The organism is Asticcacaulis sp. AC466 (assembly GCF_000495815.1).
Lineage (GTDB): Bacteria > Pseudomonadota > Alphaproteobacteria > Caulobacterales > Caulobacteraceae > Asticcacaulis.
In genome coordinates this window covers 77,989-102,098 of sequence record NZ_AWGE01000021.1, presented here as the reverse complement: position 1 = coordinate 102,098, position 24,110 = coordinate 77,989, and the positions used below count along the sequence as shown (strand labels likewise).

Annotated in this window: 23 protein-coding genes; 9 read left to right on the top strand and 14 right to left on the bottom strand. The window is 59.9% G+C overall.

The features are described 5' to 3' along the window. The first annotated feature begins 6 nt into the window (after window positions 1-6). Window positions 7-2,436: an SEL1-like repeat protein gene (locus tag AEAC466_RS0122815; protein WP_023459757.1), complete on the top strand. Its 2,430-nt coding sequence runs from the start codon at window positions 7-9 to the stop codon at window positions 2,434-2,436. A gap of 16 nt (window positions 2,437-2,452) precedes the next feature. On the opposite strand, the gene AEAC466_RS40860 is transcribed toward AEAC466_RS0122815, so the two are convergent. Further along, window positions 2,453-2,914 (bottom strand): MarR family winged helix-turn-helix transcriptional regulator, encoded by a 462-nt coding sequence (locus AEAC466_RS40860; protein ID WP_031239437.1) that lies wholly within the window; start codon window positions 2,912-2,914, stop codon window positions 2,453-2,455. A gap of 40 nt (window positions 2,915-2,954) precedes the next feature. Between AEAC466_RS40860 and AEAC466_RS40855 the strand changes: the two genes are divergently transcribed. Together AEAC466_RS40855 and AEAC466_RS40850 are read left to right on the top strand one after the other, a co-directional pair. Continuing rightward, window positions 2,955-3,995, top strand: coding sequence for a hypothetical protein (locus tag AEAC466_RS40855; protein ID WP_023459755.1), 1,041 nt, complete (start codon window positions 2,955-2,957; stop codon window positions 3,993-3,995). Beyond that, the gene (locus AEAC466_RS40850) at window positions 3,992-4,495 is read left to right on the top strand and encodes a CPBP family glutamic-type intramembrane protease (protein WP_023459754.1); all 504 of its coding nucleotides are present in this window, start codon (window positions 3,992-3,994) and stop codon (window positions 4,493-4,495) included. Before AEAC466_RS40855 ends, AEAC466_RS40850 begins: the two co-directional genes overlap by 4 nt. Here AEAC466_RS40850 and AEAC466_RS40845 read toward each other — a convergent pair whose 3' ends face one another. The 3 genes from AEAC466_RS40845 to AEAC466_RS40835 form a co-directional block, all read right to left on the bottom strand. Beyond that, window positions 4,496-5,005: a GNAT family N-acetyltransferase gene (locus AEAC466_RS40845; RefSeq protein ID WP_023459753.1), complete on the bottom strand. Its 510-nt coding sequence runs from the start codon at window positions 5,003-5,005 to the stop codon at window positions 4,496-4,498. It abuts the gene before it with no gap. Between the two features lie 275 nt (window positions 5,006-5,280). Continuing rightward, window positions 5,281-5,796 carry a GNAT family N-acetyltransferase gene (locus AEAC466_RS40840; RefSeq protein ID WP_023459752.1) on the bottom strand — a complete coding sequence of 172 codons (516 nt, stop codon included), beginning with the start codon at window positions 5,794-5,796 and terminating at the stop codon, window positions 5,281-5,283. 117 nt (window positions 5,797-5,913) lie between these two features. Next, the gene (locus tag AEAC466_RS40835) at window positions 5,914-7,782 is read right to left on the bottom strand and encodes an alkaline phosphatase family protein (RefSeq protein ID WP_023459751.1); all 1,869 of its coding nucleotides are present in this window, start codon (window positions 7,780-7,782) and stop codon (window positions 5,914-5,916) included. 220 nt (window positions 7,783-8,002) lie between these two features. On the opposite strand from AEAC466_RS40835, the gene AEAC466_RS43965 reads away from it, so the two are divergent. Beyond that, the gene (locus AEAC466_RS43965; protein ID WP_023459750.1) at window positions 8,003-8,899 is read left to right on the top strand and encodes a tetratricopeptide repeat protein; all 897 of its coding nucleotides are present in this window, start codon (window positions 8,003-8,005) and stop codon (window positions 8,897-8,899) included. A gap of 57 nt (window positions 8,900-8,956) precedes the next feature. Here the strand turns inward: AEAC466_RS43965 and ald are convergent, their stop codons facing one another. Continuing rightward, window positions 8,957-10,054, bottom strand: a complete 1,098-nt coding sequence (gene ald, locus AEAC466_RS40830; protein ID WP_023459749.1) for an alanine dehydrogenase — start codon at window positions 10,052-10,054, stop codon at window positions 8,957-8,959. Between the two features lie 126 nt (window positions 10,055-10,180). Between ald and AEAC466_RS40825 the strand changes: the two genes are divergently transcribed. Next, window positions 10,181-10,645, top strand: coding sequence for an Lrp/AsnC family transcriptional regulator (locus tag AEAC466_RS40825; protein ID WP_023459748.1), 465 nt, complete (start codon window positions 10,181-10,183; stop codon window positions 10,643-10,645). Between the two features lie 120 nt (window positions 10,646-10,765). Beyond that, window positions 10,766-12,685 carry a sialate O-acetylesterase gene (locus tag AEAC466_RS40820; protein WP_023459747.1) on the top strand — a complete coding sequence of 640 codons (1,920 nt, stop codon included), beginning with the start codon at window positions 10,766-10,768 and terminating at the stop codon, window positions 12,683-12,685. Window positions 12,686-12,828: 143 nt separating this feature from the next. Here AEAC466_RS40820 and AEAC466_RS40815 read toward each other — a convergent pair whose 3' ends face one another. Further along, window positions 12,829-13,023, bottom strand: coding sequence for a DUF465 domain-containing protein (locus AEAC466_RS40815; protein WP_023459746.1), 195 nt, complete (start codon window positions 13,021-13,023; stop codon window positions 12,829-12,831). Between the two features lie 155 nt (window positions 13,024-13,178). Here AEAC466_RS40815 and AEAC466_RS40810 point away from each other — a divergent pair, with 155 nt between their 5' ends. From AEAC466_RS40810 to AEAC466_RS44935, 3 genes are all read left to right on the top strand, one after another. Further along, complete coding sequence (locus AEAC466_RS40810; RefSeq protein ID WP_023459745.1) at window positions 13,179-13,769, top strand: UbiX family flavin prenyltransferase; 591 nt, start codon at window positions 13,179-13,181, stop codon at window positions 13,767-13,769. Further along, window positions 13,766-14,251 carry a TIGR02444 family protein gene (locus tag AEAC466_RS0122805; RefSeq protein WP_023459744.1) on the top strand — a complete coding sequence of 162 codons (486 nt, stop codon included), beginning with the start codon at window positions 13,766-13,768 and terminating at the stop codon, window positions 14,249-14,251. Before AEAC466_RS40810 ends, AEAC466_RS0122805 begins: the two co-directional genes overlap by 4 nt. Window positions 14,252-14,351: 100 nt before the next feature. Continuing rightward, window positions 14,352-14,750: a YdcH family protein gene (locus tag AEAC466_RS44935; RefSeq protein WP_023459743.1), complete on the top strand. Its 399-nt coding sequence runs from the start codon at window positions 14,352-14,354 to the stop codon at window positions 14,748-14,750. 99 nt (window positions 14,751-14,849) lie between these two features. Here the strand turns inward: AEAC466_RS44935 and nagA are convergent, their stop codons facing one another. The 8 genes from nagA to AEAC466_RS40770 form a co-directional block, all read right to left on the bottom strand. Continuing rightward, complete coding sequence (gene nagA / locus AEAC466_RS40805) at window positions 14,850-15,995, bottom strand: N-acetylglucosamine-6-phosphate deacetylase (protein WP_023459742.1); 1,146 nt, start codon at window positions 15,993-15,995, stop codon at window positions 14,850-14,852. Further along, window positions 15,992-17,050, bottom strand: coding sequence for an SIS domain-containing protein (locus AEAC466_RS40800; protein WP_023459741.1), 1,059 nt, complete (start codon window positions 17,048-17,050; stop codon window positions 15,992-15,994). The genes nagA and AEAC466_RS40800 overlap by 4 nt, the downstream gene beginning before the upstream one ends. A 30-nt stretch (window positions 17,051-17,080) precedes the next feature. Continuing rightward, window positions 17,081-17,821, bottom strand: a complete 741-nt coding sequence (locus tag AEAC466_RS40795) for a GntR family transcriptional regulator (protein ID WP_031239429.1) — start codon at window positions 17,819-17,821, stop codon at window positions 17,081-17,083. A gap of 53 nt (window positions 17,822-17,874) precedes the next feature. Then, window positions 17,875-18,636 carry a copper homeostasis protein CutC gene (locus AEAC466_RS40790; RefSeq protein ID WP_023459739.1) on the bottom strand — a complete coding sequence of 254 codons (762 nt, stop codon included), beginning with the start codon at window positions 18,634-18,636 and terminating at the stop codon, window positions 17,875-17,877. Beyond that, entirely contained in the window at window positions 18,633-19,544 is a 912-nt protein-coding gene (locus AEAC466_RS40785; RefSeq protein WP_035430383.1) for a BadF/BadG/BcrA/BcrD ATPase family protein, read from the bottom strand. The genes AEAC466_RS40790 and AEAC466_RS40785 overlap by 4 nt, the downstream gene beginning before the upstream one ends. Before the next feature lie 54 nt (window positions 19,545-19,598). Beyond that, complete coding sequence (locus AEAC466_RS40780; protein ID WP_023459737.1) at window positions 19,599-20,885, bottom strand: sugar MFS transporter; 1,287 nt, start codon at window positions 20,883-20,885, stop codon at window positions 19,599-19,601. 381 nt (window positions 20,886-21,266) lie between these two features. Beyond that, a complete protein-coding gene (locus AEAC466_RS40775) occupies window positions 21,267-22,973 on the bottom strand; it encodes a tetratricopeptide repeat-containing sulfotransferase family protein (protein ID WP_031239424.1) in 1,707 nt (568 codons plus the stop codon). 62 nt (window positions 22,974-23,035) lie between these two features. Next, complete coding sequence (locus AEAC466_RS40770; protein ID WP_023459735.1) at window positions 23,036-24,067, bottom strand: cupin-like domain-containing protein; 1,032 nt, start codon at window positions 24,065-24,067, stop codon at window positions 23,036-23,038. Between the last annotated feature and the right edge of the window lie 43 nt (window positions 24,068-24,110).

Genomic DNA, 24,110 nt, shown 5'->3' with positions numbered 1-24,110 from the left:
TTAAGCATGACGTGTGCGATCGCCCTGATCGCTGCTTCCGCATATGCCACACCATCCATGCATAAGGCGCCGACCTATGCCGAAATGCAGGCCTACCGCGCCCGCCCGTTAAAAGAGCTTCAGGCCCTGGCCGATGGCGGTGATAACGTCGCGGCCGATGCCCTTGGGCTGGCCTATCGCGACGGGATTGGCGTCGAAATCGATCTGGACCGGGCCCGGGCCATATTCGAAAAAGGCGTGGCAGCCGGCGATCCGGAGGCAATGACGGACCTGGCCGGCCTCTACTATGCCGGTCTGGGTGTACCAGTTGACTACGCGAAATTTATCGCCCTGAATCAGCAGGCCGCCGATCTGGGCTATAGCGATGGTTACCTGAATCTCGGCGACGCCTATCGTGACGGCAAGGCGGTGCCGCGCGATTACGCCAAGGCTATGGCCATGTACAAAAAGGCCCATAGCTTAAACGGTAGCCCCTATGCCTTGAGCGGCCTGGCGCGGCTCTATATGGACGGCTCCGGCGTCACGGCCGATGCTGCGCATGCCACGACCTTGTATCAGCAGGCGGCCGATGCCGGGTTCGCCCCCGCGCACACGGACATGGCGATCGTTTACGAATACGGCCTGACAGGCCAGAAGGACATGAAGCGGGCGCGGGCCGAATACGAAACGGCCGCTGCTATGGGTGAGCCCTATGCCATGTACTGGTTGGGCAAGGCCGCCATGGACGGGCGCGACGTTGCCGTCGATCAGGCAAAGGGCATCGACTGGGTGCGCAAGGCCGCAGACCGTGGCTTTGCGGAAGCGCGCAACGCATTGGGCGACGCCTATTTCAGTGGCTACGGCGTCAAGGAAGACCAGGCCGAAGCCTTTCTGTGGTATCACCGCGCCGCCTTACAAGGCTTTGCCGAGGCGCAGCGTAATCTCGGCCTGATGTATGCCGGCGGTCTGGGCGTCAAGCAGGATGCGGCGCAGGCCTTGGTATGGTTGAAACGCGGTGCGGAGCAGGGCGACGCTATCGCCCAGAACCGTGTTGGCCTGATCTATCATAACGGCTCGGGCGTTGCGGCCGATCTGCCAGAGGCGATGAAGTGGTATAGCCTGGCTGCCGATCAGGGTAACGGTGACGCGCAGTACAATCTGGCCCTGATATATGAAGAAGGGGGCAAGGGCGTCACGTCCGACCTGGCAAAGGCCTATACCCTGTATCGCAAGGCCGCCGACGGCGGTGATGTCGCCGCTCAGGTACGGGTCGGCAATATGCTGATGGACGGTGACGGCGTTAAGGCCGACGGCAAGCAGGCTCAGACCTATCTGCTCAATGCGGCGAAGCAAGGCAATGCCACGGCTGAAAACAGCTTGGGCTACATGTACCAGACGGGCCAGGGTGTCGCGGCCGATGGCGCCAAGGCGGTTGATTGGTACGAAAAAGCCGCTGCGCACGGCAACGCCACGGCCATGTACAATCTGGGTTACATCTATTTCTACGGCGCGCCGGTCGCACGCGACTACACCAAGGCAAAGACCTGGTTTGAAAAGGCCGCCGCCGCCGGTCAAGACGACGCCAACTATTATCTCGGCCTGATCTATTATGAGGGCGATGGCGTTGAGGTGAATTACGCCAAGGCTTTCCCATTATTCATGAAGGGCGCCGAACGGGGTGATTCGTGGTCGCAACACTATGTCGGTCAGTCCTACCTCAATGGTGATGGTGTTACCAAGGATGACAAGGCCGGCTTCGAGTGGGAGCAAAAGTCGGCGCAGCAGGGCAATAGTTGGGCGCAGAACCAACTGGGCTATATGTACCGTCATGGCCAGGGCGTGGAAAAGGACGACGCGAAGGGGGTGGACTGGTACCGCAAGGCCGCCGATCAGGGCCTGACTGACGCGCAGGAAAATATCGCCTATCTGTATCTCAACGGCGAAGGCGTGGAAAAAAACGAGGCCGAAGGCTTCAAATGGTACAGGCGGGCCGCCGATGCCGGCGCCGAAAGCGCCTTGACGCAGGTGGCCATCCTGTATCTGTCCGGGCGCGGCACAAAGCAGGACATCCCCGCCGGTCTGGACATACTTAAGCGCCAATCGGAAAAGAGTGCCGACGGGTTGGCGACACTTGGCCTTGTCTATCTCAATGGCGTTGGGGTGGATATCGACTTTGCCCAGGCGCTGCCCCTGTTGAGCCGCGCGGCTGCAGAAGGCGATGCCTACGGCCAGTACAAGCTGGGCACCATGTACGAATATGCCATGGGCGTGCGCCAGGATCGGGTCACGGCGCTGAAATGGTATCTGCTGGCGGCGGCGCAGAAGGACGAGGATGCGGCAGCGGCGGTGAAGGCGATCAAAAAGGACATGTCTCTGTTTGATGTCAGCAAGGCGCAAGGCCTGGCTAAGACATTCGCCGTCACACCGCATCAGAACAAGCTGGCGGCCGCGTCCTAGGTTTTAGTGAAGTCTGTTAGGTCCATGGCGCCTTAAGTTTGGCGGTTTCACCTTTCAGAACCGATATGGTGTCGCCCAGATAGCGTCCAATGACCTCAAGCTCGGCCGGCGTATATCCCTCTGCCATTTTCGTCATGGCAAGACTTAGCGATCCGTAGATCGGCCCAAGCTGGGCATCGATCTGTTCCGTCTGGCGGATATGGACCAGAAGGCTGCGGCGATCGTCCGGATTGGGTGTTCGTGCGGCGTATCCTGCCTTTTCCAGACGATCGACAATACCGGTGATCGCGCCAGTCGTCAGCCCCGTTGCGTGCGCCAACTGGCCGGGCGTTGCCACCGTCATGCCCCGCAATACCCCCAGGCAGCGGCTTTCGGCGGCGCTCATGCCCAAGGTGCGCGCCACGGTTTCATGAAACGTGATGACGGCGGTTGCCAATTCACGGCCCAAGGCCGACGCGCTTGAATGTATCTTAGGCATAAGATAATTATATATAAGATATTTCAGAAGGAAAGTCCTCATGTCACAAATAGACGATAAAAAATCGTGGGTTTATAAGGCCTTGCCCGCGATAACCCTGATGCTCATGGCACCCTTGATCGCAGAAGTGCTGCCTGGCGCGACGCGTGTAAGCTCGCTGTTCGTCTTTCCCATCGAGGTACTGATCTGGGGCAGTGGCACGGTTTTGATACGCTTCTTCGTGCGAAAATATCGGCTCGGTTGGCTGAACCTGGTTCTGCTGGCGACGGCGCTGTCGCTAGCCGAAGAATTGCTTATCCAGCAAACCTCCTTCGCCCCGCTGGCCATTCAGATGAACCACGCCGACTATGGCCGCCTGTTCGGCGTGAATACGGTCTATCTGGTCTGGGCTGTGATATATGAGGTCATCTTCGTCGTTTGCGCGCCGATTGCTCTGTGCGAAATGCTGTTCCCGTCACGCAAGGCGCAGGCATGGCTCAATGCCTGGGGTGTCGGTATCCTGATGGTCCTGTTCATCCCTGCCTCTTATGCCGCCTGGTTCGGCTGGAATGTGGCCTTCCGCGTCAATATCCAGCATCTGGCGCCCTATAGCCTGCCGCTGAGTTATGGCGTCATATCCGTCGCCCTCATTGTCGGACTGATCCTGACGGCTCTTGGCCCGACGCGCCGCCTGATCGCCACGCCGGCCAAGCCGTTGACGCCACCTCATCCCATTGCCTTGGCGATCATGAGCGTCCTGACCATAGGGGGCGTTTTTGCCCTGGAAATCCTGGCGTTCGGCGTCGGACCTGAGGTTCCGGTGGCCTTACCGTTGACCGGCGGTATCGCCCTGATCCTGGCCTTGTCCGTCTTCGTGCCGCGCTGGATGGCGTCGCCCCACTGGAGCCTGTGGCACAGCATCGCCATGATATACGGTGCCGTACTGAGCAATTTTATCTTCCTGTTCGCATCGTTCATCGGCGCCTCTGCCCTTGATCTGTACGGTAAGGTCGCTCTGGATAGTATCGGAACCGTGCTGATGCTGTGGCTGGCCGCATTCGCTCTGGCGCCGAACCGAAAAGCGCGCCAGAGTGAGGCATGATCCATCGTATCTTACGTTCGCTCACGACCTGGCCGGACCGGCGCGGATGGCTGAAATGTCTGGCCGTTTCGCTGGTGACGGCCCTGTCCGTCGCCGGGTTGGGAGTGGCGGGCGCCCTCATTCACTGGCAACCGCATGTGGACGGCTGGGGGCTTCGGTTGATCAGTGTGCTGTGCATCCCAGCGTTCAGCGAAGAGCTGGTTTTCCGAGGCGCTCTGGTGCCTGATGACAAGGACATACAGCAGCCGGTCATATGGATCGGAGCGGCGGTGGTCACGTTCATGCTCTGGCATGTCGTCGAGGCAACACTCCTGCTGCCCAATGCCAGGCTATTCCTGCAACCGGTTTTTCTGGTCTGCGCCGGCCTGCTCGGTCTGGGCTGTGCGATCATGCGCTATCGCACGGGCTCGCTATGGCCATCCGTTTTCCTGCACGCCGCGCTGGTGTGGATCTGGCAGACCTGGCTCGGCGGTCCCGATATCGCTCAGCTTATGCGCTGATCAGGCAGCCGCCATTTGAGGCTGGTGCAGGCTTTTCTGCATGACATAATCGGTCAGACCGCCGAAATCCGACGGAATTTCCCGGGCGATCTTGAAGCCGCTGCGCAGACAGAAATTGACAGCGCTTTCGTGTGTCTTGTGCACACAAATGACAAGGTCGTCGGCAGGCGCGAAATAGTCCTGGGCCGCCAAAACCAGCGCCTTGCCCAAGCCAAAACCACGGAAATCAGGCAGGACGGCCAACTTTGTCACCCATATGCGCGTGCCTTCAAGGTGGGCGCAGCAGAAACCGACATCGACACGACCGACACGCATGACGAAATAGACATGGCCGCGGTCCATGATGTCGTCTTCAAGCCGATCGCGGTTGAACATCTGACTCGCCAGTATTTCGAGCTGATCGGGAGCTATGCTGCTGCGGTAGACCTTGGGCCAGATCTGCATAGCCAACTCGTGCACAATATCCAGCTCAGAGGCGGCGATGGGACGGGTTTGGGGCGTGAGTGTCATGGCGGTACTCCATGGTTTCTGTGTGCGATGCGTCCTCAGATCGGTTTAATAGGCTCCGGAATTTTTGCGGAATTAGGGCGGATATGTAACCGTCCGGTCGAATTGCGACATTCACACCTTAACACAGAATATCTGCGCGGGTAAGTTGATAAATATACGATAACAGGCTTGTTACAGTGCTATTTTTCTCGCGCCGCGAGTATAGTTGATAACAGGTAAATATAAGGCAGTCCAAATATAGGCACTGGAGGTGTTGGTTGTTAAGGCTTTGTTAACTATTGTAGTCCGCGCTGCATGACATAGTCTGTGAAGATGTAGGGACCCATTTGCACCGGGACCTCGGCTTCGACTTTGAAACCGGAGCGCAGGTAGTAACTGATCGCCGGCGCATTATCCTTGTTGACATAGAGCGCCAGTTCTATCGCGGGCGCAGTTATCGCGTCCTCGACGGCGAAATGCTCAAGCGCTGTTTCCATCAGGGCCTTGCCGAGGCCCAGGCCACGAAATTCGTCGCGGACATAGAGCTTCTTAAGCCACAAACGTCCGCCTTCGCGGTAAGCCGAGGCGTAACCGACATCGGTTCGGTCGACGCGCACGATCCAGAAGGTGTGGCCGTCCTGAACCATTTCGCGTTCCAGGTTATCGGTTGCATACAGGACCGCCAGCATGGCGTCGACGCGGTCGGGGCCGATGATGTTACGGTAACATTTCGGCCAGATGACCAGCGCCAGTTCGCGAACGATTTCCAGTTCATCGACGTCGATCCGACGTATCCGGATAGTCCGGGCCATGTTCCGCTTCCTGCTTATAGTTCGTGTCTTTATCAGAGCACAGACTATGTTGCAGGTTTTGGAATTCGCCAAGAAAAAACTAACGGCGGAATTGAGGAGATGCTGGACGGACGATACCTACTTCTGCGTTTTCAGGCCCACCACGCGGCCCGGGTTCCCAGCCGCATCCAGATAAACTTCATCGCCGACGCTCTGGCTTTCCAGTACCGTAACAAAGCCATTGGCTGCGGGTTTTGAGCGTGTAACGTGCGCGACGGCTTCCGGCGCGCTTGACACAGGGGCGGTGCGCAACGCTTCACCTATCACGCGCCCGGTCAGTTTGCCTTTTGACGGCAGGTCAAAGCCTAGAATATGCGCCAAGGTAGGCGTGATGTCGGCATTGGACACCGGTGTGGTGTTGGCGAAGCCGGCCTTGAAATCGGGGCCGATGGCGGCCATGAAATTGCGGGTATTGGCGCGGGTGAAGCCGCCGTGGTTGCCTTGTCCCTGCTGCAAATTGCTGTCGGTGACCATGACCGAGCAGACTTCCGGGTTGCCCCAGCGCTTGACGCACGACGGCAGGGCATAATCGGCAAAGCTGACATATATGGCCGGTCGCGGTGTGCGGGCTTCGCCCTTGAGGCCGACGGCGCTCATCGGCAGGGTCCCCGGAATCTCGCCCAGTGCATCATCGACAAACAGGGCCGTGACATAATCCTGCTGCGTCAGGGCAGCGATGATCTTCGGCGCCAGATCCTTGGCCTTTGCCGGGTCAAGATAAAGCAGCTCCGAACCGCCCGAACCGAGCGCCAGGATGTCCGGGTTGGCCGGATCGGCGCCGATGGCGGCGGAATTGTGCGGATGTTCGCCCTTGGCGACAGTGATAGGCGTATTGTAGTTGTCGAACAGGGGCAGGTTGAGCGCATGCGCCAGATCGATAGCCAGGAACCCTTCGGGCAGGAAGCCCTTCACCGTGTCGTCGGGATAGGATTGGTGCGCCGCATATGAGGTTTTCGACTGCTTGCTGATGGTCGAAAATCCGTGGTCGGCGGTCACGAAGATGTCGGTGTTGTCGTAGACGCCGAGGGCCTTAAGCGTATCGATCAAGGCCTGGAGATTGTCAGAGGCATTGCGCACGGCCGCCAGTGAGGTCGGGCCGTTGATGCCGGGCGACAGGACGTTCAGGCTGTCACCCGTATTGTGTTGGGTGCCATCCGGATCGCGAGACCAGTAGACGAGAGCGAAGGGTTTTCCGGCCGCAGTAAAGCGCGGCAACAGCACCTTGGTCGTGACATTGACGAACCATTTCTGCTGATAGATGTTGGCGACCTGGACACCCGGCATGTTGTAGGCACCCGCTGACTGGTTCAGGCCGCGATCCGGCGCCATGGTTTCGACGCCGGCCGCCTTCATGGCATCGACGATGCTGGCATCCAGCGGCACGGCACGGCCCCTTTCGTAGTGTGTACCGGTGCTGTCATCGATGAAGATCGTGCTTTGCCCGTCGCTGGCGGCGATATCCTGAATGAGGACGGGGCCTTCCTTGCCGACGGCGGCTGTCTGGTATCCATGGGCGCGCGCCAATTGCAGCAGGGACATCTCGTTGAAATAGTTGCCGTCGTATAGCGAATTGGTTTCTTTCAGGATCAGGTCGCTTTCCATGAAATGGACCTTGCCAGGTTCGGCCTTGAGCGGAGGTAGGACCAGGGCATTGGACCATTCGCCGGTATCGCCGACCCCATGCCCGGTGGCGATGACCGACGCATTAACGGTGGTGACCGTGGGATAGACCGAATGGGAGTTTTGAAAATCGACCCCTTGCGTCTTCAGGGTAGCCAGCGTCGGCGCTGTTTCGGGATTGACGATGCCGTAGCGCAGGCCGTCGGCAACGAAAATGACAATGTTGCGGGGCGGTTTCGCCTCCTGCGCCTGGGCCGGTACAGAGGCCATGTACCCTAAGGCGGCCGCGCACATCAGTCGGGCAATATGATGAGAGGAACGGGACATGGCAGACTCCTGAACGCTTTGCCTGAATGCTTGATAGGCTTCGCTATGAGCCCGGAATACGACAGTTTGATGCAAAACCCGGCTGGACAGGCTTAAGGCAGCAAAAAAAATACGGCAAGGTGAAAGTGGCCCTATCCAGATTAGCCGGTTTGTCGAAACAGGATCATGGCCAGCGGAAAAAAAGATGCTAGAAAGAAAGCATCGATCCCGTGGAGCGTACATGAAGCGCATAGTTTTGAGCATTTTCGCGGCCGGCCTCGCGATGACCGGCGCCGCACACGCAGCCGATACGGTCGATCAGGCCATCGACATCTGCCGGGGCAAGGTCAATGACACGGCCACCAAGCCGGATGACAGCAACCCGAACACCATGTTTTGTCGTGGGTTCGTCGCGACCATTCGCGACCACGACAGCGCAAAGGCGCACACCTGGTTCCTGAAATCGGCTGAGGCCGGATATGCTGTCGGGCAATATTTCGTCGCCACCCAGTTCGAGCATGGCGATGGCGTCGATCAGGACATTCAGCAGGCGCTGGCCTGGCACCTGAAAGCCGCCGAGCAAGGCCTGGCGGAATCGCAGCATCAGTATGCGCACATCTACTTCTTCGGACGGTCGGCTCAAGGGGTTGCGCCGGACCCGGACAAGGCCTTGCCCTGGTTCCGCAAGGCGGCCGATCAGGGATATGCCGAGTCTCAGGCCTATCTTGGCCTGGCCTACGAACTGGGGACCGGCGTACCGCAAAGCTACACCCAGGCGCAGATCTGGTACCGGTTGGCGGCGGCTCAGGACAATGGCTTCGCCCTGGCGTCGCTGGGGGACATGTACCAGACGGGCCGTGGCGGCGAAAAGGATGAGGTCAAGGGTTTCGAGATGATCGAGAAGGCGGCGCGCATGAACATGCCGACCGCGCAGCTGGCCGTGGCCCATGATTATCGCGACGGCATAGGCGTCAAAAAGGACGCCGTTACGGCGTTCGTCTGGTTTGCCCTCTATAGCTATAACAAGGATGGCGAGCGTCCGGCGGACATGGACGCGTTGGAAAAGACGCTCACACCGGCGCAGGTTGCAGAAGCGACCACCCGCGCCCAGAGCCTGTGGACGGAAGTCAACAAGTGACATAGCCGCCGAAGCGGGGGAAACGCCGGCGGCTATGATGGCGGCCTGATCCGTGAATCAAGCCGCGAACGGCAGGTCGAGCGCGTCGGCCACCGCCTTGTAGGTAATCTGGCCATTGGCGATGTTCAGCCCGGCCTTGAGGTGCGGATCGGCGGCAAGGGCTGCGGATACGCCCATCTGCGCCATCTTGACCACGAAGGGCAGGGTGGCATTGTTGAGCGCCAGGGTGGAGGTCCGCGCCACCGCGCCCGGCATATTGGCCACGCAGTAGTGAACGATACCGTCAACAATATAGATCGGGTCCTGATGCGTCGTGGCGTGCGATGTTTCGAAGCATCCGCCCTGATCGATGGCAATGTCGACAAGCACGGCGCCGGGCTTCATGGTCTTCAGTTGCGCCTTCGACACCAGCTTGGGCGCCGCTGCGCCGGGGATCAGAACGGCACCGATAACCAGGTCGGCTTCCTTGATAGCGTCAGCCAGGGCAGCCTTCGACGAATAGGCCGTCTTTACCCGGCCGTGGAACAGATGGTCGATTTCGATCAGCTTATGCGGGTTTATGTCGAACAAGGTGACATCGGCCGACAGCCCAATTGCCATCTGGGCCGCATTGACGCCCGATACGCCGCCGCCGATGATGACGACCTTGGCGGGGGCAACGCCGGGGACGCCCCCCAGGAGAACGCCGCGGCCTCCGAAGGCCTTGTGCAGGTAGGTCGCACCGACATGGACCGAAATGCGGCCGGCGACTTCCGACATCGGACGAAGCAATGGCAGACCGCCTTGCGGTTCAGTGACCGTTTCATAGGCGATACAGGTGGCGCCAGACGCCATAAGGGCTTCCGCTTGCGGCTTGTCGGCGGCGAGATGCAGATAGGTGAACAGGGTCTGGGTCGGTTTCAGGCGCGCGCACTCCGCCAGTTGCGGCTCCTTCACCTTGACGATCAGATCGGCGATGTCGAAGGTTTCTTCGGCTGTCGCCAGAATAGTCGCGCCGGCGGCGGCATAGTCCGCATCGGAAAAACCGATGGCCGCACCTGCCTGGGCTTCGACGAAAACCTCATGTCCGAGGTGAGTCAGTTCCGCCACCGAATGGGGCACGAGGCCGACACGGTATTCGTGATTCTTGATTTCCTTGGGTACGCTGATCTTCATGGCCGGGCTCCGCTGTTTTTGATGTTATTAGTTTCGTTTGTTCCTTGATTATGATCCCATTACGCGCGTAAAGTTTGGAAATTTTGTAAGTTGATTTGGCAAGGTGTTGGAGATATTCTCAAAACCATGGCCAATCTCGATAAATTTTCCGACCTTGATTCTTTTGACCGCGAACTGATCAAGGTGCTTCGCAATGATGCCCGCGCCACCTCCGCCGATCTAGGCGAGGCGGTGGGTTTGTCCCCATCGGCGGCGCACCGCCGGGTCAAGATTCTGGAACAGAAGGGCGTGATCACCGGCTATCGCGCCGTCATCGCCGAAAATGTCCAGGGCAAGCAGGGTACGGTGTTCGTTCATGTTACCCTGACCGACCAGCGCCGCGAAACGTTTGAAAAGTTCGAAAAGGCCGCGCTGGCCTGCGCCGCCATCGAAGAATGCCACCTGATGTCGGGCGAAGCGGATTATCTGCTGAAAATCGTTCTGCGCGAAAGCCTGTCCTATGAAGACGTGCACCGCGACGTTCTGTCGATCATGCCCGGCGTCTCCAAACTGGCCTCGTCCTTTTCGATCCGTACGGTGAAAATGGGCTGACGCCTGCCTGTTGTCCGGCTTGCCTGTTCGTTCTCTGAAACGGCGAGGCGCGGTCTTGCGCAGGCAGGGTGCCGAAACGGTGGGAAGGTGCTAATCTTGCCAAAAAACAGGGAAGATTTCATGCGTCATATCCATTACCTGCCTATCCTCAGTCTTGTGTTCACCGCCGCTGCTGCTTCGGCGATGCCGGTGAAGCTGGACGACCTGTTCCAGGATCACATGGTCCTGCCGCGGCATCAGGCCCTCATTACCGGAACAGCCGGGCCAGGCGAAGCGATTACGGCGACCTTCAACACAGCGGTTGCAACGGCCCAGGCCGATGCCCATGGCCGGTTTCGCCTGACCCTGCCCGACGTCGCCGCCGGCCAGACCGGAACGCTCAGCGTCACCAGTCCGTCAGGTCGCCAGGATGTGAGCGACGCCATTACCGGGGATGTCTTCCTGTGTTCCGGCCAATCGAACATGCAGGTGCCGGTGACCCGCAGCCTGAATTACGACAATGTCATTGCCAATTCCGCCAACGACACGATCCGTAACGTCAATATCGCCGCTCGGACCGGCCTGGCGCCCGGTGATTATTTCCAGGCCCCCGTGAGTTGGAAGAAGGCTGGCCCAGCAACGACCGCCGATTTTTCTGCTACCTGCTATTACTTCGTCGCCGCGTTGCAGGAACGCGTGCATGTGCCCATTGGCATGGTGCATTCATCGCTCGGCGGATCGAATATTACCGCGTGGTTGGACGACGCCTCTTTGGCCCGATTTCCCAAGTACAGCGAAGACTTAGCCCTTCTCAAGATCGCCGCGAACGACCCGCATGCCGCCGGGGCGGCAATGGGCAAGCGCTTCGAAACCTGGTGGGCGTCCACCGGCGACAAGACAACGCCCTGGCTGGCGACGGATTTCGCCAAGTGGCCCAAGGTTCCCGACCTCACCTTGAACTGGGAACGGTGGAATGTCCCGGATCTGGCTGCCTATGATGGCGACGTCTGGTTCGCCACCCACGTGTCCCTCACGGCGGCGCAAGCGAAACAGGCGGCGGAACTGAACCTCGGGCACGTCGATGACATCGACTACACCTGGGTCAATGGTAAACCACAGGGCTACAGCGCCGGAAACGATCATCCTCATGGCTATGTCTTGCCGGCGGGCACGTTAAAAGCCGGCGATAATGTCATTGCCGTCAATGTCATCGATCTATGGAGTATGGGCGGTCTGTATGGCGATACGCCGCCCACCCTGAAAATCGCCGGTGAAACCGTGCCTTTGACGGATTGGCGTTACCATCTGGTCAGTGCGGCGCAAAAATATCCGCCTCGCGCCCCATGGGATGCCACGGGTGGGCTCAGCATCTTGCACAATGCCATGATCGCACCGATGGGGCCCTTTAGCTTTGCCGGCGCCATTTGGTATCAGGGCGAAACCAATGTCGGTGATCCGGACTACCAAGCACTGTTGACGGCGCTTATGGGCCAATGGCGGGGCCAGTTCGGCCCGGCCTTGCCAATAGCGGTGGTGCAACTGGCCAATTATGGCCTGCGTCCCTCTCAGCCCGTGGAGTCCAACTGGGCGCGTCTTCGTGAGGCGCAGCGTCTGGCGGTGCTTGCCGATCCTCATGCCACCCTGGCGACGGCGATCGATATCGGCGAATGGAGCGATATTCACCCGGCGAACAAGAACGAACTGGGCAAACGTCTGGCCCGCGCCATGGCGGTCAAGGCCTACGGCATGACTGGCCTGTCGGAATCGGGACCGCAGATCGCAGCCATCACCCGTGATGGTGATGCCCTGGTCCTGCGCTTCACGGGTCTGGAAGGCAGCTTCGTGGCCTATAGTTCGCGCCACCCCATAGGCTTTGAACTTTGCGGCGCGGACGGATGTCAGTTTGCCGAGGCGGACATCAAGGGCCGCGAGATCGTCCTGCATGACGCGGCCATGGCCACAAAGGTGCGTTTCTGCTGGGCAGATGCCCCGACATGCAACCTGTATGATGGCGAAAACGGCCTGCCGGCCTTGCCGTTCGAAATGTCCGTCAGACCATAAAGGGGCAGGCGGACAATAAAAAAGCCTCCGGGACCGCCTATTCCCGGAGGCTTTTCTGTGTGCGCCGCTCGAACCTGGCGCAGTCAGAAATTCTTCTGATTTAAGTCCCCCTAAGGCGGCGGGGGTATTTTAGACCGCCATCCTCACTGGATGGTTTCCAGTTCCTGTCGCTGGACCGTCTTGATGCGCTCAATTTCTTCCTTGAGCTTAAGTTTCTTTCGCTTCAGTTCCTTTAGGTATAGAGAGTCGACGGAGGGGCTACGCTCCTCCCGGGCGATGATGGATTTGAGGGATTGATGACGTTGGTCGAGTTCACGAACTCTCGCTTCAATGGTCATAAGGCAATGTCCTTCAGTATCTCTCTGTGCGGACCCCATTGTCCGTACCCAGACAGGGAACACCCGTGCGAGGCGAATGTAGAATCACAATCCGTTACATCTGATCACGGAAGTGAGAGAATTATAGTTTCACGCGCATTAAGCAGTTTTACCGCATGACAATTGATAAAAATAAAGCCAATCAACGCCTTATTGTCGCCATAAGCGGGGCGTCCGGAGCAATATATGGTATTGCCGCCCTGCGGGCACTGCGCAGCGCCGGCATTGAAACCCACCTGGTCGTGTCGAAAGCGGCGGCCCTGTCGTTGGGCGCGGAACTGGATATAACGCTTGCCGATGTGCACGCCTTGGCTGACGTCGTCTATAAGCCGGCCGATATCGGTGCCGCGATTGCGTCAGGGTCCTTTCGCACCCTGGGGATGCTGATTGCGCCCTGTTCGGTGAAGTCGATGAGTGAGATCGCCACCGGGGTCACGTCCTCCCTGATCAGCCGCGCCGCCGACGTCTGCCTGAAGGAACGTCGGCGCGTGGTTCTCATGGTGCGTGAAAGCCCGCTGCATCTGGGGCATTTGCGCACCATGGCGGCGCTGACGGAAATGGGCGCCATCATCGCGCCGCCCATGCCGGCCTTCTATACCCGGCCTGAGACGCTGGAGGAGATGGTCGAACAAACCGTGGCGCGGACACTGGCGCTCTTTGATGTCGATGTCCCGATGAAACGCTGGGGCGAGGATGTCGGCCTGTGACTGGGCTGTGGTCATGGGCGGTGGGCGTTTATGGTCGTGTCCCGGTGGCCGCCCTGTGTCTCGATCTCCAGGACGCGGACGGCCAGAATGTTCCTCTTCTGCTGTGGGCGGCCTGGCTAGGGCACGAAGGTATTGTCGCCGCTCCGGTTGCCGCGGACGCCGTGCTCATCACGAGGCAATGGTCGGATTCGGTGATCGTTCCGCTGCGACTCATGCGCCGCCGCCTGAAATCGGTCGTTTCAGAAGCGGATGAGGCGGTTCGATTGCCTCTGCGCGAGAAAATCAAGTCAGCGGAGCTGGAGGCCGAACGCGCCCTGATGCACCTGCTCGAACCGCTTTCCCTGACGGCTGGCGACGCAAAAACCGATACCAATCATACGATTAGCGACCTAATATCGGATAATTTGCTGGCGATCGCCGCCGCATGGTCGCAAAAAATGCCCTATCAAAAACTGCGCCTGCTCAGTCAGGCCCTTTCTTAGGGGCAAAAAATGAGGTATGATGCCTTAACACGGTGGGCCTTTGTGCCCGCCTTTTGTCCTTTAGCGTCAAACCTTTAGCCAGAGAGGATCGGGCATCTCCATGCACGACGACAGCAACATCCGGACACTACGCGGAAACGATAATCTGCATCTGGTCAAGGATGGCGAAGTGGCGAAGGGCGAAACCGAACGCCGTATCGGCCAGCGTATCGAAGGCGAACCGCATTTGGAACTGGTGCCCGACGAAGTGGTGGCCCAGCCGGATGACCTGGAACCGCGTGTCCGTGAGCTGCCGATCGACGGCAAGGTTGTCATCCTGCGCAATGAATGCGCGCTGCTCAAGCAGGAGCACAAGGATCTGGACGAGGCGATCAGCGCCTTGCAGCACACACGTCTGCCCGATCAGATTTTGCTGGCCCGCCTGAAGCGCAAGAAGCTTTACCTTCGCGACCAGATCGCCAAGATCGAAGACAAGATCAGGCCCGATATCATCGCCTAAAACCCGATATCATCGCCCAAAAAACGTCAGATGAAAAAAAAGCTCCGGGCATAGGTCCGGAGCTTTTTTTATATAAGGCAGTTGCTCGACAAAGGTGTGTCAGGCCGCAACCGTTTCGCTTTGGCTGGCGCCTATGAAGGTGCCTTTGATCTGCAGGTCCGCGTCGAGCCAGACGATGTCCGCGCGCTGGCCAATCGCCAACGTCCCGCGTGAGGCACCGAGCCCGAGGAAATGCGCCGGAGCGGTGGCGGCCATGATGGCGGCCTCCGGCAGGGTGCGGCCGATATGGCGGACCGTATTGCGCACTGCGGTGGTCATGTCGAGATCCGACCCGGCCAGCGTGCCGTCGGGACCAACGCAAACGCCGTCGCGCACGACGATCGTCTGGCCGTTCAGCACGAAGGTCTTGGTTGCCGATCCAACAGTCGGCATGGCGTCGGTGACCAGCATGAAACGGTCGATCGGACGCGCCCGCAGAGCGATCCGCATGGCGGCCCAGTCGACATGGTGGCCATCGGCGATCAGGCCGCAATAGCTGGTTTGATCTTCCAGGGCCGCGCCGACCACGCCGGGTGCGCGATGGGTGAGGGGGGACATGGCATTGAACAGGTGGGTGAAGCCTGTCATGCCCGCCTTCAAGGCATTGACCGTGGTCTCATAGGTGGCATTGGTATGGCCGGCGGCGATGATGACGCCGGCCTCTACCAATTCGGCTATGTCTTCCGGTGTGCAATTTTCAGGCGCCAGGGTGACCAGCGTCTTGCCGGCCTTCAGGCTTTTGAGCAGGGCCTTGCTGTCGGCGTCCAGCGTACGGAACATGTCCGGATTGTGGATGCCCTTGCGCTGCTTGGAAATGAAGGGCCCTTCGATATGGATGCCCAGTACGCCGGGCACGCCGGCTCGGACAGCGGCCTCGGTGGCGCGCATGGCGGCGTCGATGACCGACAGTTCGTCACTGATTAAGGTCGGCAGGAAACCGGTGGTGCCATAGGCGCGATGGGCAGCACCGATAGCGGCGATACCGTCGATGCTGGTGTCGTCGTTGAACAGAACGCCGCCGCCGCCATTGACCTGGGTGTCGATAAAGCCAGGCAACAGATAGCCGCCGTCGACATCTATATGCTGGCCACTGCCATTGCCATCACCGATGTGGGTAATGGTTTCGCCCTCGCAACTCAGATTGCCGCGAACGATGCCGCCCGGCGTGACGATCTGGGCGTTCAGGAAGGTAACAGAGGACGTCATACGGTTTTCGTGACCTTGTTCAGGTGGGGCGGACTGTCGGGATCAAGGCCGCGCGCCACGGACAGGCCATTGGCGAGACGGTAGAAGCTCTGGATCATCAGAATGGGTTCCAGCGCGGCATGGCTGGCCAGGGCGGGCAGGGCGATGGTGCCCGCGACGGCTTCGACATTGGCCAGCATGACCGAGGCGCCGCGCCCGGCAAATTCCTGTGCAACCTCGCGCACGCCGTCACCCGCAGCATCGGATGTCGCGAACGCCAGGACGGGGAAGCCGTCATTGACGATGGCCATCGGGCCGTGCTTGACCTCGGCCGACGAGAAGGCCTCGGCGTGCAGCGCGCAGGTTTCCTTGAGCTTCAGGGCCGCTTCCTGGGCGACGGCGAAGCCGTAGCCGCGACCGATAACGAACAGGTTATTGGCGTCCGACAGGGTCTTCACCGCAGACGTCCAGTCGAGCGCAAAGGCAGCCTTCAACTGCGCAGGCAGGGTCTTGAGCGCATCGAGAAGGGCTTCGTCTCCGGCCCAGCCCGCGGCAATGGCCGCCAGTCCGGCCAGTGAGGCGATGTAGGATTTGGTGGCGGCGACGGATTTTTCCGGACCGGCATACAGGGGCAGCAGGACATCGGCCATGGCCGCCAACGGAGAGGTCTCGTCATTGACCAGGGCGACGATGTAGGCCCCCGCCTTGCGGTGCGCCTCGACCGTGGCCAGAAGGTCAGGCGAGCGGCCCGACTGCGAAATGGCAATGCACAGCGAGTCCGCTGCGACGACGGGCGCGGCATAGATGGACGACACCGACATTGCGGCGGTTGAGGTCGGCACGCCGGTCAGGGTCTCGATCAGATATTTGCCGAAGGTGGCGGCGTGGTCGGAGGAGCCGCGCGCCACGGTGGTGACAGAGCGCGGCGGGTTGGCCTGAAGATGCGCCGACAGTCGCGCAAGGGCCGCGGCATTGGTGGTGAGAAAGCGTTCAACCGCGGCGCCGCCTTCGGCGGCTTCCGAGAACATGAGCGTTGTCTCGGCATCAATCAACGGTTTGGTGGCAAGCGAGGACATAAGACTTCCTTAGGGGAGGGGAGGTGGGGATCAGCTGATATCATTCAATTCGGCGACGACATCATAGGCATCTCCGCGATAATAGGACTGGGTGAATTCTGCGGCACGGCCATCCTGAAGAAAGCCGCGCCGTTCGATGAACAGGCCAGGATCGCCGGCCTTCACGCCCAGGCGTTCGGCCTGTTCAGGCAGGAAGGAGATGGCGCGCAGACGTTGCAAGGCGCGCACCGGGCGATGGCCGGTCTTTTCCAGCGCTTCATAGAGCGATGTGGTGACCGCCTCCGGTGAGGTCAGGCAGTATCCGGGGATAGTCGAATATTCGAGGGCCATTGTCGTGTTGTCGGCGAAACGGATCCGATGGAAACGATAGACCAGTGCGCCGGGTGACAGGCCGAGCGATAGGGATTCTTCCGGGGTAACGGCCCCGGCGGATTTCGAGACCCATTCCGAATGGGGCTTACGCCCGCGCGATATCATGTCTTCGGAAAAGGAACTGAGTTTGGAAAAACTCTTTTCGACGCGCGAGGCGACGAAGGTGCCTGCGCCGCGCCGGCGCATCACCAGCCCCTCGGATACCAGACCGTCAATCGCCTTGCGTACCGTGATGCGGGATACGTCGAAATCCTCGGCGAGATCGCGTTCGGGCGGTATGGCGTCGTTCTGGTGCAGATGGCGGTTCTGGATCGCTTCTCGCAGGACACGTTGTAGCTGGAGATACAGCGGCGCTGGATCATCCTTGCTCAGACGGCCGATGGTATCGGCAAACGACATATGGGCGGCTTTTGTAGGCGATTTGAGTTGGTCTGTCATTTCGGACTGGGCATTCATGCAGTGCCTCCCGACAGGAGGGATTTCAGGTGCGCCACGGCTTGGGCCGACGTGCCGCTCTGGCTGGCGTTAACATAGCCAAGGGCGGCGGCGCGATCCTGACGTAAGGGCAAAGGCTGGCTGCACGAGGCATGGACCGCAGGCACGCCAGACGCCAGAATGGCGCTGACATTTTCGGCGGTTATGCCCTTGCCGGCCAGGATTTCAATGCGGCCGTTCGCCTGTTTGACCAGTTGGCTCAAACCGGGCGCGCCGTCGGCGGCTGTGTTACCCCCACCAGATGTCAATATAGTGTCAATGCCGAGCGCGATGGCGAGTTCCAGTGCTTCGACAGCATCCGGCGCCAGATCGAAACTGCGATGCAGGCAGATCGACAAGTCGTGCGCTTTGGCATGACTAACCAGATCTTGTAGTAGCTCTGTGTCGAGGCGTCCGTCCGCCAGGTTGGCCCCCATAACCACGCCTTCCAACCCGCATCCGGCCACGGCGGAGATGTCGAGACGCATCAGATGACGTTCATCGATTGTGTAGGTGAAGTCCCCGGCGCGCGGTCGGATCATGACGCGTACCGGCACGTCCAGTTCGGCAGCCAGCGTCATCAGGCCTAGTGAAGGTGTTAACCCGCCCTCCGACAGTGCCGCGCATAATTCAATGCGATCGGCGCCGTTTTCAGAGGCCACACGCAGGTCGGCCGCGGTGTCAACTACGACTTCCAGCAGGACTGACCGCGTCAGGGTGCGGGACGTGTCGGCCATCATGCAACGACCTGTTCCGGGGTCAAGCCGTTGTTGATGCCATGCGCCATCAGCAATGCCCCCTCCATGGCGTCGTGTTCGGCTTCGGCCAGCAGGCTGCGCGCTTGCGGATTGATCCAGGGGGCCAAGATAGGGGCCATGCCGCCGACCAGGCAAACCCGGTCTGCGCCAACCGCGTGAAGGCGATTGATATAGCGCGCCAGATCGTCGGCCGATTTTTGCACGATGGACACAGCAACCGGATCGCCCTTGTCGGCAAAGGACATGACCATGGGGGCCAGGGTTCCGTAGTCGCGTGGCTTGGCGGTTGTGACCCAATGGACGATATCCGTCGGGTGGCCGCCGAAATGGGTGAGGATGGCGCGCCCGAAATCGCTTTGCGGCGCCAGTCCGTCATGCCCTTCCAGAGCGATACGAAGCGCCATACGTCCGAGATCGGCCGCCGAACCGTTGTCGCACACTTCAAAGCCCCATCCACCGATCTGGCGGCCCCGGCCCTGAACCCAGGCATAGGCGGCGCTGCCGGTGCCGGAAATCAGTATGCCGCCGTCACGCCCGGAAAAGGCGCCGAGACAGGCCGTATGGGCGTCGGATGACGCGTCGCAACGGCCGAACTGCGGCCCGGCCTTTATTGTATTCTCTGCGTCTTCGGCCGACGAAATGCCCGCCAGACCGAGTCCGATGCTGATGCGGTCCCAAACGCCGGCAGAGTGACCTGCCTGGACCAGTGTCTGGTCAAGCGCGCCAAGTATATTGGCCCACGCCAGGTTGAGACCCAGCCGGATATTGGCGGGTCCGCTTTCCGCTTCACCGAGCAGGACGCCTTCGGCATTGCGCAGGCGCACGCGGCATTTGGTACCGCCGCCATCGACACCGGCAAACAGCGACAGACGGGCATTTGATTGAGTCATAACAGGCAACATAACACAGTTCGCTGGAGCGGGATCGGGTGACGGCGCGTCTTTTCAGACGTCCGATGGCACGGGGCCGGTGACGGTTTTCTTACCTGCTGCCGTGGCGAACAGGCTGAAGAAGAGGATGTAGGCGTAACAGACGACCATGAGGCCCATGAAAACGAGTTGGAACGGATAGACTTCCTTAAGGTGCGCAAACAACTGAGGAATGACCGCACCGCCAGCAATGCCCATGACGAGCAGAGCGCCGCCGAATTCGGTCAGCTTGCCCAGGCCGCGTATGCCGAGCGGGAAGATGGCCGGCCACATCATCGCATTGGCGAAGCCGAGCAAGGCGACAAAGGCGACGGACACATATCCTTTGGTCAGGAAGGCCGCCAGCGTCAGGACGATGCCGAGTATGGCGGACAGGTTGAGGTATTTTTCCTGGCTGATGAAGCGAGGGATCGAGATCAGGCCGACGACATAGCCAACCAGCATGGCGACCAGGGTGCCCGACGTGAAGTATTTGGTCATTTCCAGCGGCAGACCAAAGCCATTGGCATAGGTCGTGATGGCGTCGCCAGCCATGACTTCGGCGCCGACATAGAAAAAGATGGCGAGGAAGCCGAAAAACATCTGGATGTAGGCGAACCGCGACCCCTTGCCAGAGTCGGGGTTGGAATCGTCGCCCAGGGCGGGCAGGGGCGAAAACCAGGTAAAGACGGCGAGTATAGCCATCAGGCCGGCCATCAACATGTAGGGGGTATGAATGCGGGCGGCAAAGGCGTTAAGGATGGCTTCCCTGGCGGCGGGATCTGTTGCCGCTTTGACGTCGGCTTCGAACTGACCCAGGCCATGCAGGATGAAGGTCCCTACTAGGATGGGCGCCAGAAAGCCAGCGAACTTGTTAAATATACCCATGACGGCGATGCGCTGTGCGCCCGATTCGATGGGGCCGAGAACAGAAATATAAGGGTTTGAGGCGGTCTGCAGCAGCGAGACGCCCGCACCAATGATGAAGAGGCTGGTCAGGGCGCCGGGAAAGATTCGCATGGTGGCGAACTGGCCGAACCCGGCCGCACCCAATCCCATAATAAACAGGCCCAGCGCCATGCCCCGTTTCAGGCCAGTGGCGCGCAGGATGAAGGCTGCCGGCAGGGCCAGAAAAAAGTAGGAGAGATAAAAGACCGAAGGCACCAGGAAGGCTTCGACGTCAGTCAGATTGAACGCCAGTTTGACAAAGGTAATCAGGGGGCCGTTCAGCCAGGTAACGAAACCAAAGATAAAGAAAAGCATACAGAAGAGGAGCACGGCCCCCCATGGCGTTTTCGACTTTGATGCGACGGCATCGGGCATAGCGTGTTTCCCCTATAATACCAATTTATGTAAGTGGTATGGCTTAACTAAATCCAAAAAGCAATCGATCTTAATGAAAGTCGGCAAAAAATTGCCAAAGGGGCCGTAACTGCACAAAATCGTATCATGACGCACTGGTGGATGGCCGATCAACGCGATATATTTGCAACCTCTCGGCCTGAGGTTGAGCCCAATTTTATATGTTTCGTGTCGTTCTCGTGCCTTTGCGAGCATTAAAACCACTGGAGTGCGGCATGTGGTGCGCTAATACTACGCCGTGGTATTTAAATGGTACTCTTTTGACTCTGTAACGTCTGGCCAGCGGCACCAAAGCATAGGTCGGGCCTCTCGGATAACCGTCTCAGCGTGGACACCCGGCAGTCAGGACACCGTATAGCCCAGTGCCTCGATGACGGGCCCGACCTGGGGCAGGAACGGCTTGAAAAAGCGTTCATAGGGCTTCCAGCGATTAATCGACCGGCTGTTGAGCGGTTTTGATATCCGGGTATAGGACGGAGTCGGCGTGTGGTGCGGGTACGTATGGAAACGCAGGGTTGCCTCATGAAAGCCTAATCCCGCCCGCCCGAGGACGCGCAGGGTGTACCCCTTCTGATCCGTGACGAATTCCTCGTATTTCAAGGTCAGGTCGGGGTGGCCCACAACGGCGTCATAGTGCGTGTTGAGATCGTGCGTCGCCACCATGTGCTCGATGATGGTCTCGATCTTGTAGCCGGCATTATAGCCATGGGTCAGGTTGTGCGACAGCATGGACAGGGCGACATCGAGCGGGTGACGAACCATGCGAATGATCTTCGCTTCAGGGAAGGCCAGGCGGATAAGCGGCCTATACACCTCGTTCAGCGGCATCTTGTCAGTGAAAAATAACGTGTCGCTTGTCAGGCCGTAGGATTCTGCCCGCCTAAGATAGTCGTCGCGCAGGGCGCTGGCGACGTGACGGTAATCAAAGGCCTGGGCTTGCGCCAGGCGCTGGGGAAAGGGCGTACCGCCGGGCAGCAGATCGTCGATCAGTGCGCGCCATTCATGCACGAACGGCAATTCGCCCCCCGCGCTGACGTCCGGATGGGCGTCGAGCATCTGTTCGATCAGGGTCGTACCGGAACGCGGAAACCCCAGGATAAAAATCGGTTGCGCCACATCTTCGCGGCGTCGCGCCTGTGGCAGACGCTGCATCGTCTCGGCGGTGAAAAAGCGCTTCATGGCTGCAAATTCCGCCGCCACATGCGGCGCATCGTAGCGGACGCCCATGTCATCCGCCAACCGCGCCTTGGCGGTGACGAAGCCATGCATGGCCTCTTCGTGGCGGCCCAGTTTATCGAGCAGGCGCGCGCGATCGAGCATGGCCGGGCCGGCCAGTGTGCCCCGGGATTCGATGAGCTCGAGCGCCTGTTTCGGCTGGTCGGCGTGGCTGAGATAAAGCGCGCGCAGCAGCGTGAAATCCTCGCCGGTCCGGCGGCCGAGGGCTTCTGCGCGCTCCAGCCATATGAAGGCGTCGGCCATGTCGCGCTTGGCCTCGAAGGCGCGCGAAATATGCGCCATGATTTGCGCCGACTCCGGTTGCAGCCGGTGCGCTTCCAGCAGAACGGGCAGGGCCTCCTCGATGCGGCCCTGGCTATACAGGATCAGGCCGAGATTGACGAAAATCTGCGGATGCGGACCGGCAAGGTCCAGGGCGCGGCGGTTGTGAAATTCGGCCGCCGGCAGATCGTCTTTCTCGCCCAGAATGACTGCCAGTTGCAGATGTGCCTGCGGATCGTCCGGCAGGTTGATGATGGCGTCGCGGGCGGCGGCTTCGGCGGCGGCGCGGTGCCCCTGATTGTGCAGCAGGAGCGTCAGGTCGTTGAGAGCCCAGGGCGAGGCAGGGTCGTATTGTATGGCCTGCCGCATCGTGGCCTCGGCACCGCGCTCATCGCCGCGCGCCGCCTGTATCACCGATTTCAGTTCCAGGGCATGCCCGTCGTCGGGGGCTTCGTTCAGCCGCATGCTGCATATGGAAAACGCACCTGAGACATCGCCGGCCTGAAACGCCTGTCGGCCTTTGAGCACAAGGGGATGCGGGGATGCGGTCAAGAGATCACTTCCAAACTTTTACTAGCGTGGAAGATGTGGCCGATTCTTGTCTTTCAACAAGCTTACCGTTTATCGGTAAGGGTTTGCATCACATAGGCCCGCAATTGCCTCTCAATTTCGGGTGTCATCGCGCCGAACAGGCCGCGGGCATGGGGCGGAATATGAGCCACGGACGGGTCGGGTTCGAAGAGATAGTGATCGAACAAGGTCCGCCAACGCAGGCGCTCTTCGTGCGGCAGATCGCGCAGCGTCATAAGCCCGTGCATCAGGGTTGTGAGCGGTGTTGTGCGTGCCAGGTAGGCGGGCCCCTCCCGCCACCAGAAGTTGATCATGGCGCCGAAGCTGTCCAGCGATTCAACATGGTGGAAATAGAGACTGGGGACGTATAGCACATCGCCCGGCGCGAGATCGGCAACCTCGGCGTGACGCATGGCGTCGCGGAACTTGGGAAACTGCGCGAAATCGGGCGCGTGGAAATCGACGAGGCTGGTCGGCTGTCCGGCCAGGGTGAGGTCGAGCGGTGTGATGTAGAGGTTCTCGATCTGGTCGGTAGGGAAAAGGGTAAACCGCCGCCGGCCGGCCACAACGCAGGCGAGGTTTTGCGGCAGGTCCCAATGGGCGGCGGTGCGTGTCCGATTGCCTATCCATAGCGAAACCATGCGCGGCCTGTCTTCCGGCATGAGGTCGAGCGTGTTTTCCGCGGCCACGTCCGGCATGATCTGCTGGACCGGCACCCCGCCGGCATAATGGCATGGCGCGGTGTCGTCCTCACGGTCGCGCAGCAGCAGATCGGCGATGGTGGCGAACGGCAACTGCCGTTGTTGGTGGTTGAAACCACGCAGGTCGTCGCTGAAGCTGTAGCGGCCGTCTATTTCCGGCCTGGCCGATAGCAGCATGACCTTGCGATCATTGGCGCGGGCTTTGAAATAGTCGCAGATGGCGTCAGGGCCTTTGGCGGCTTCCGCGACCGCCGGCCAATGACGGGCGGCACCTTTCAGGATGGCCGGACGCTGGACGGGGAGGATCGCGGTTTCGAACCGGTGGCGATCGACATTTTCAAAAACCGCCACCTTCGGCGCGTCATCCAGCCACATAAAATCCGTACTCCCTGTGGCTGTCTGGGTATCATTCGGTCCT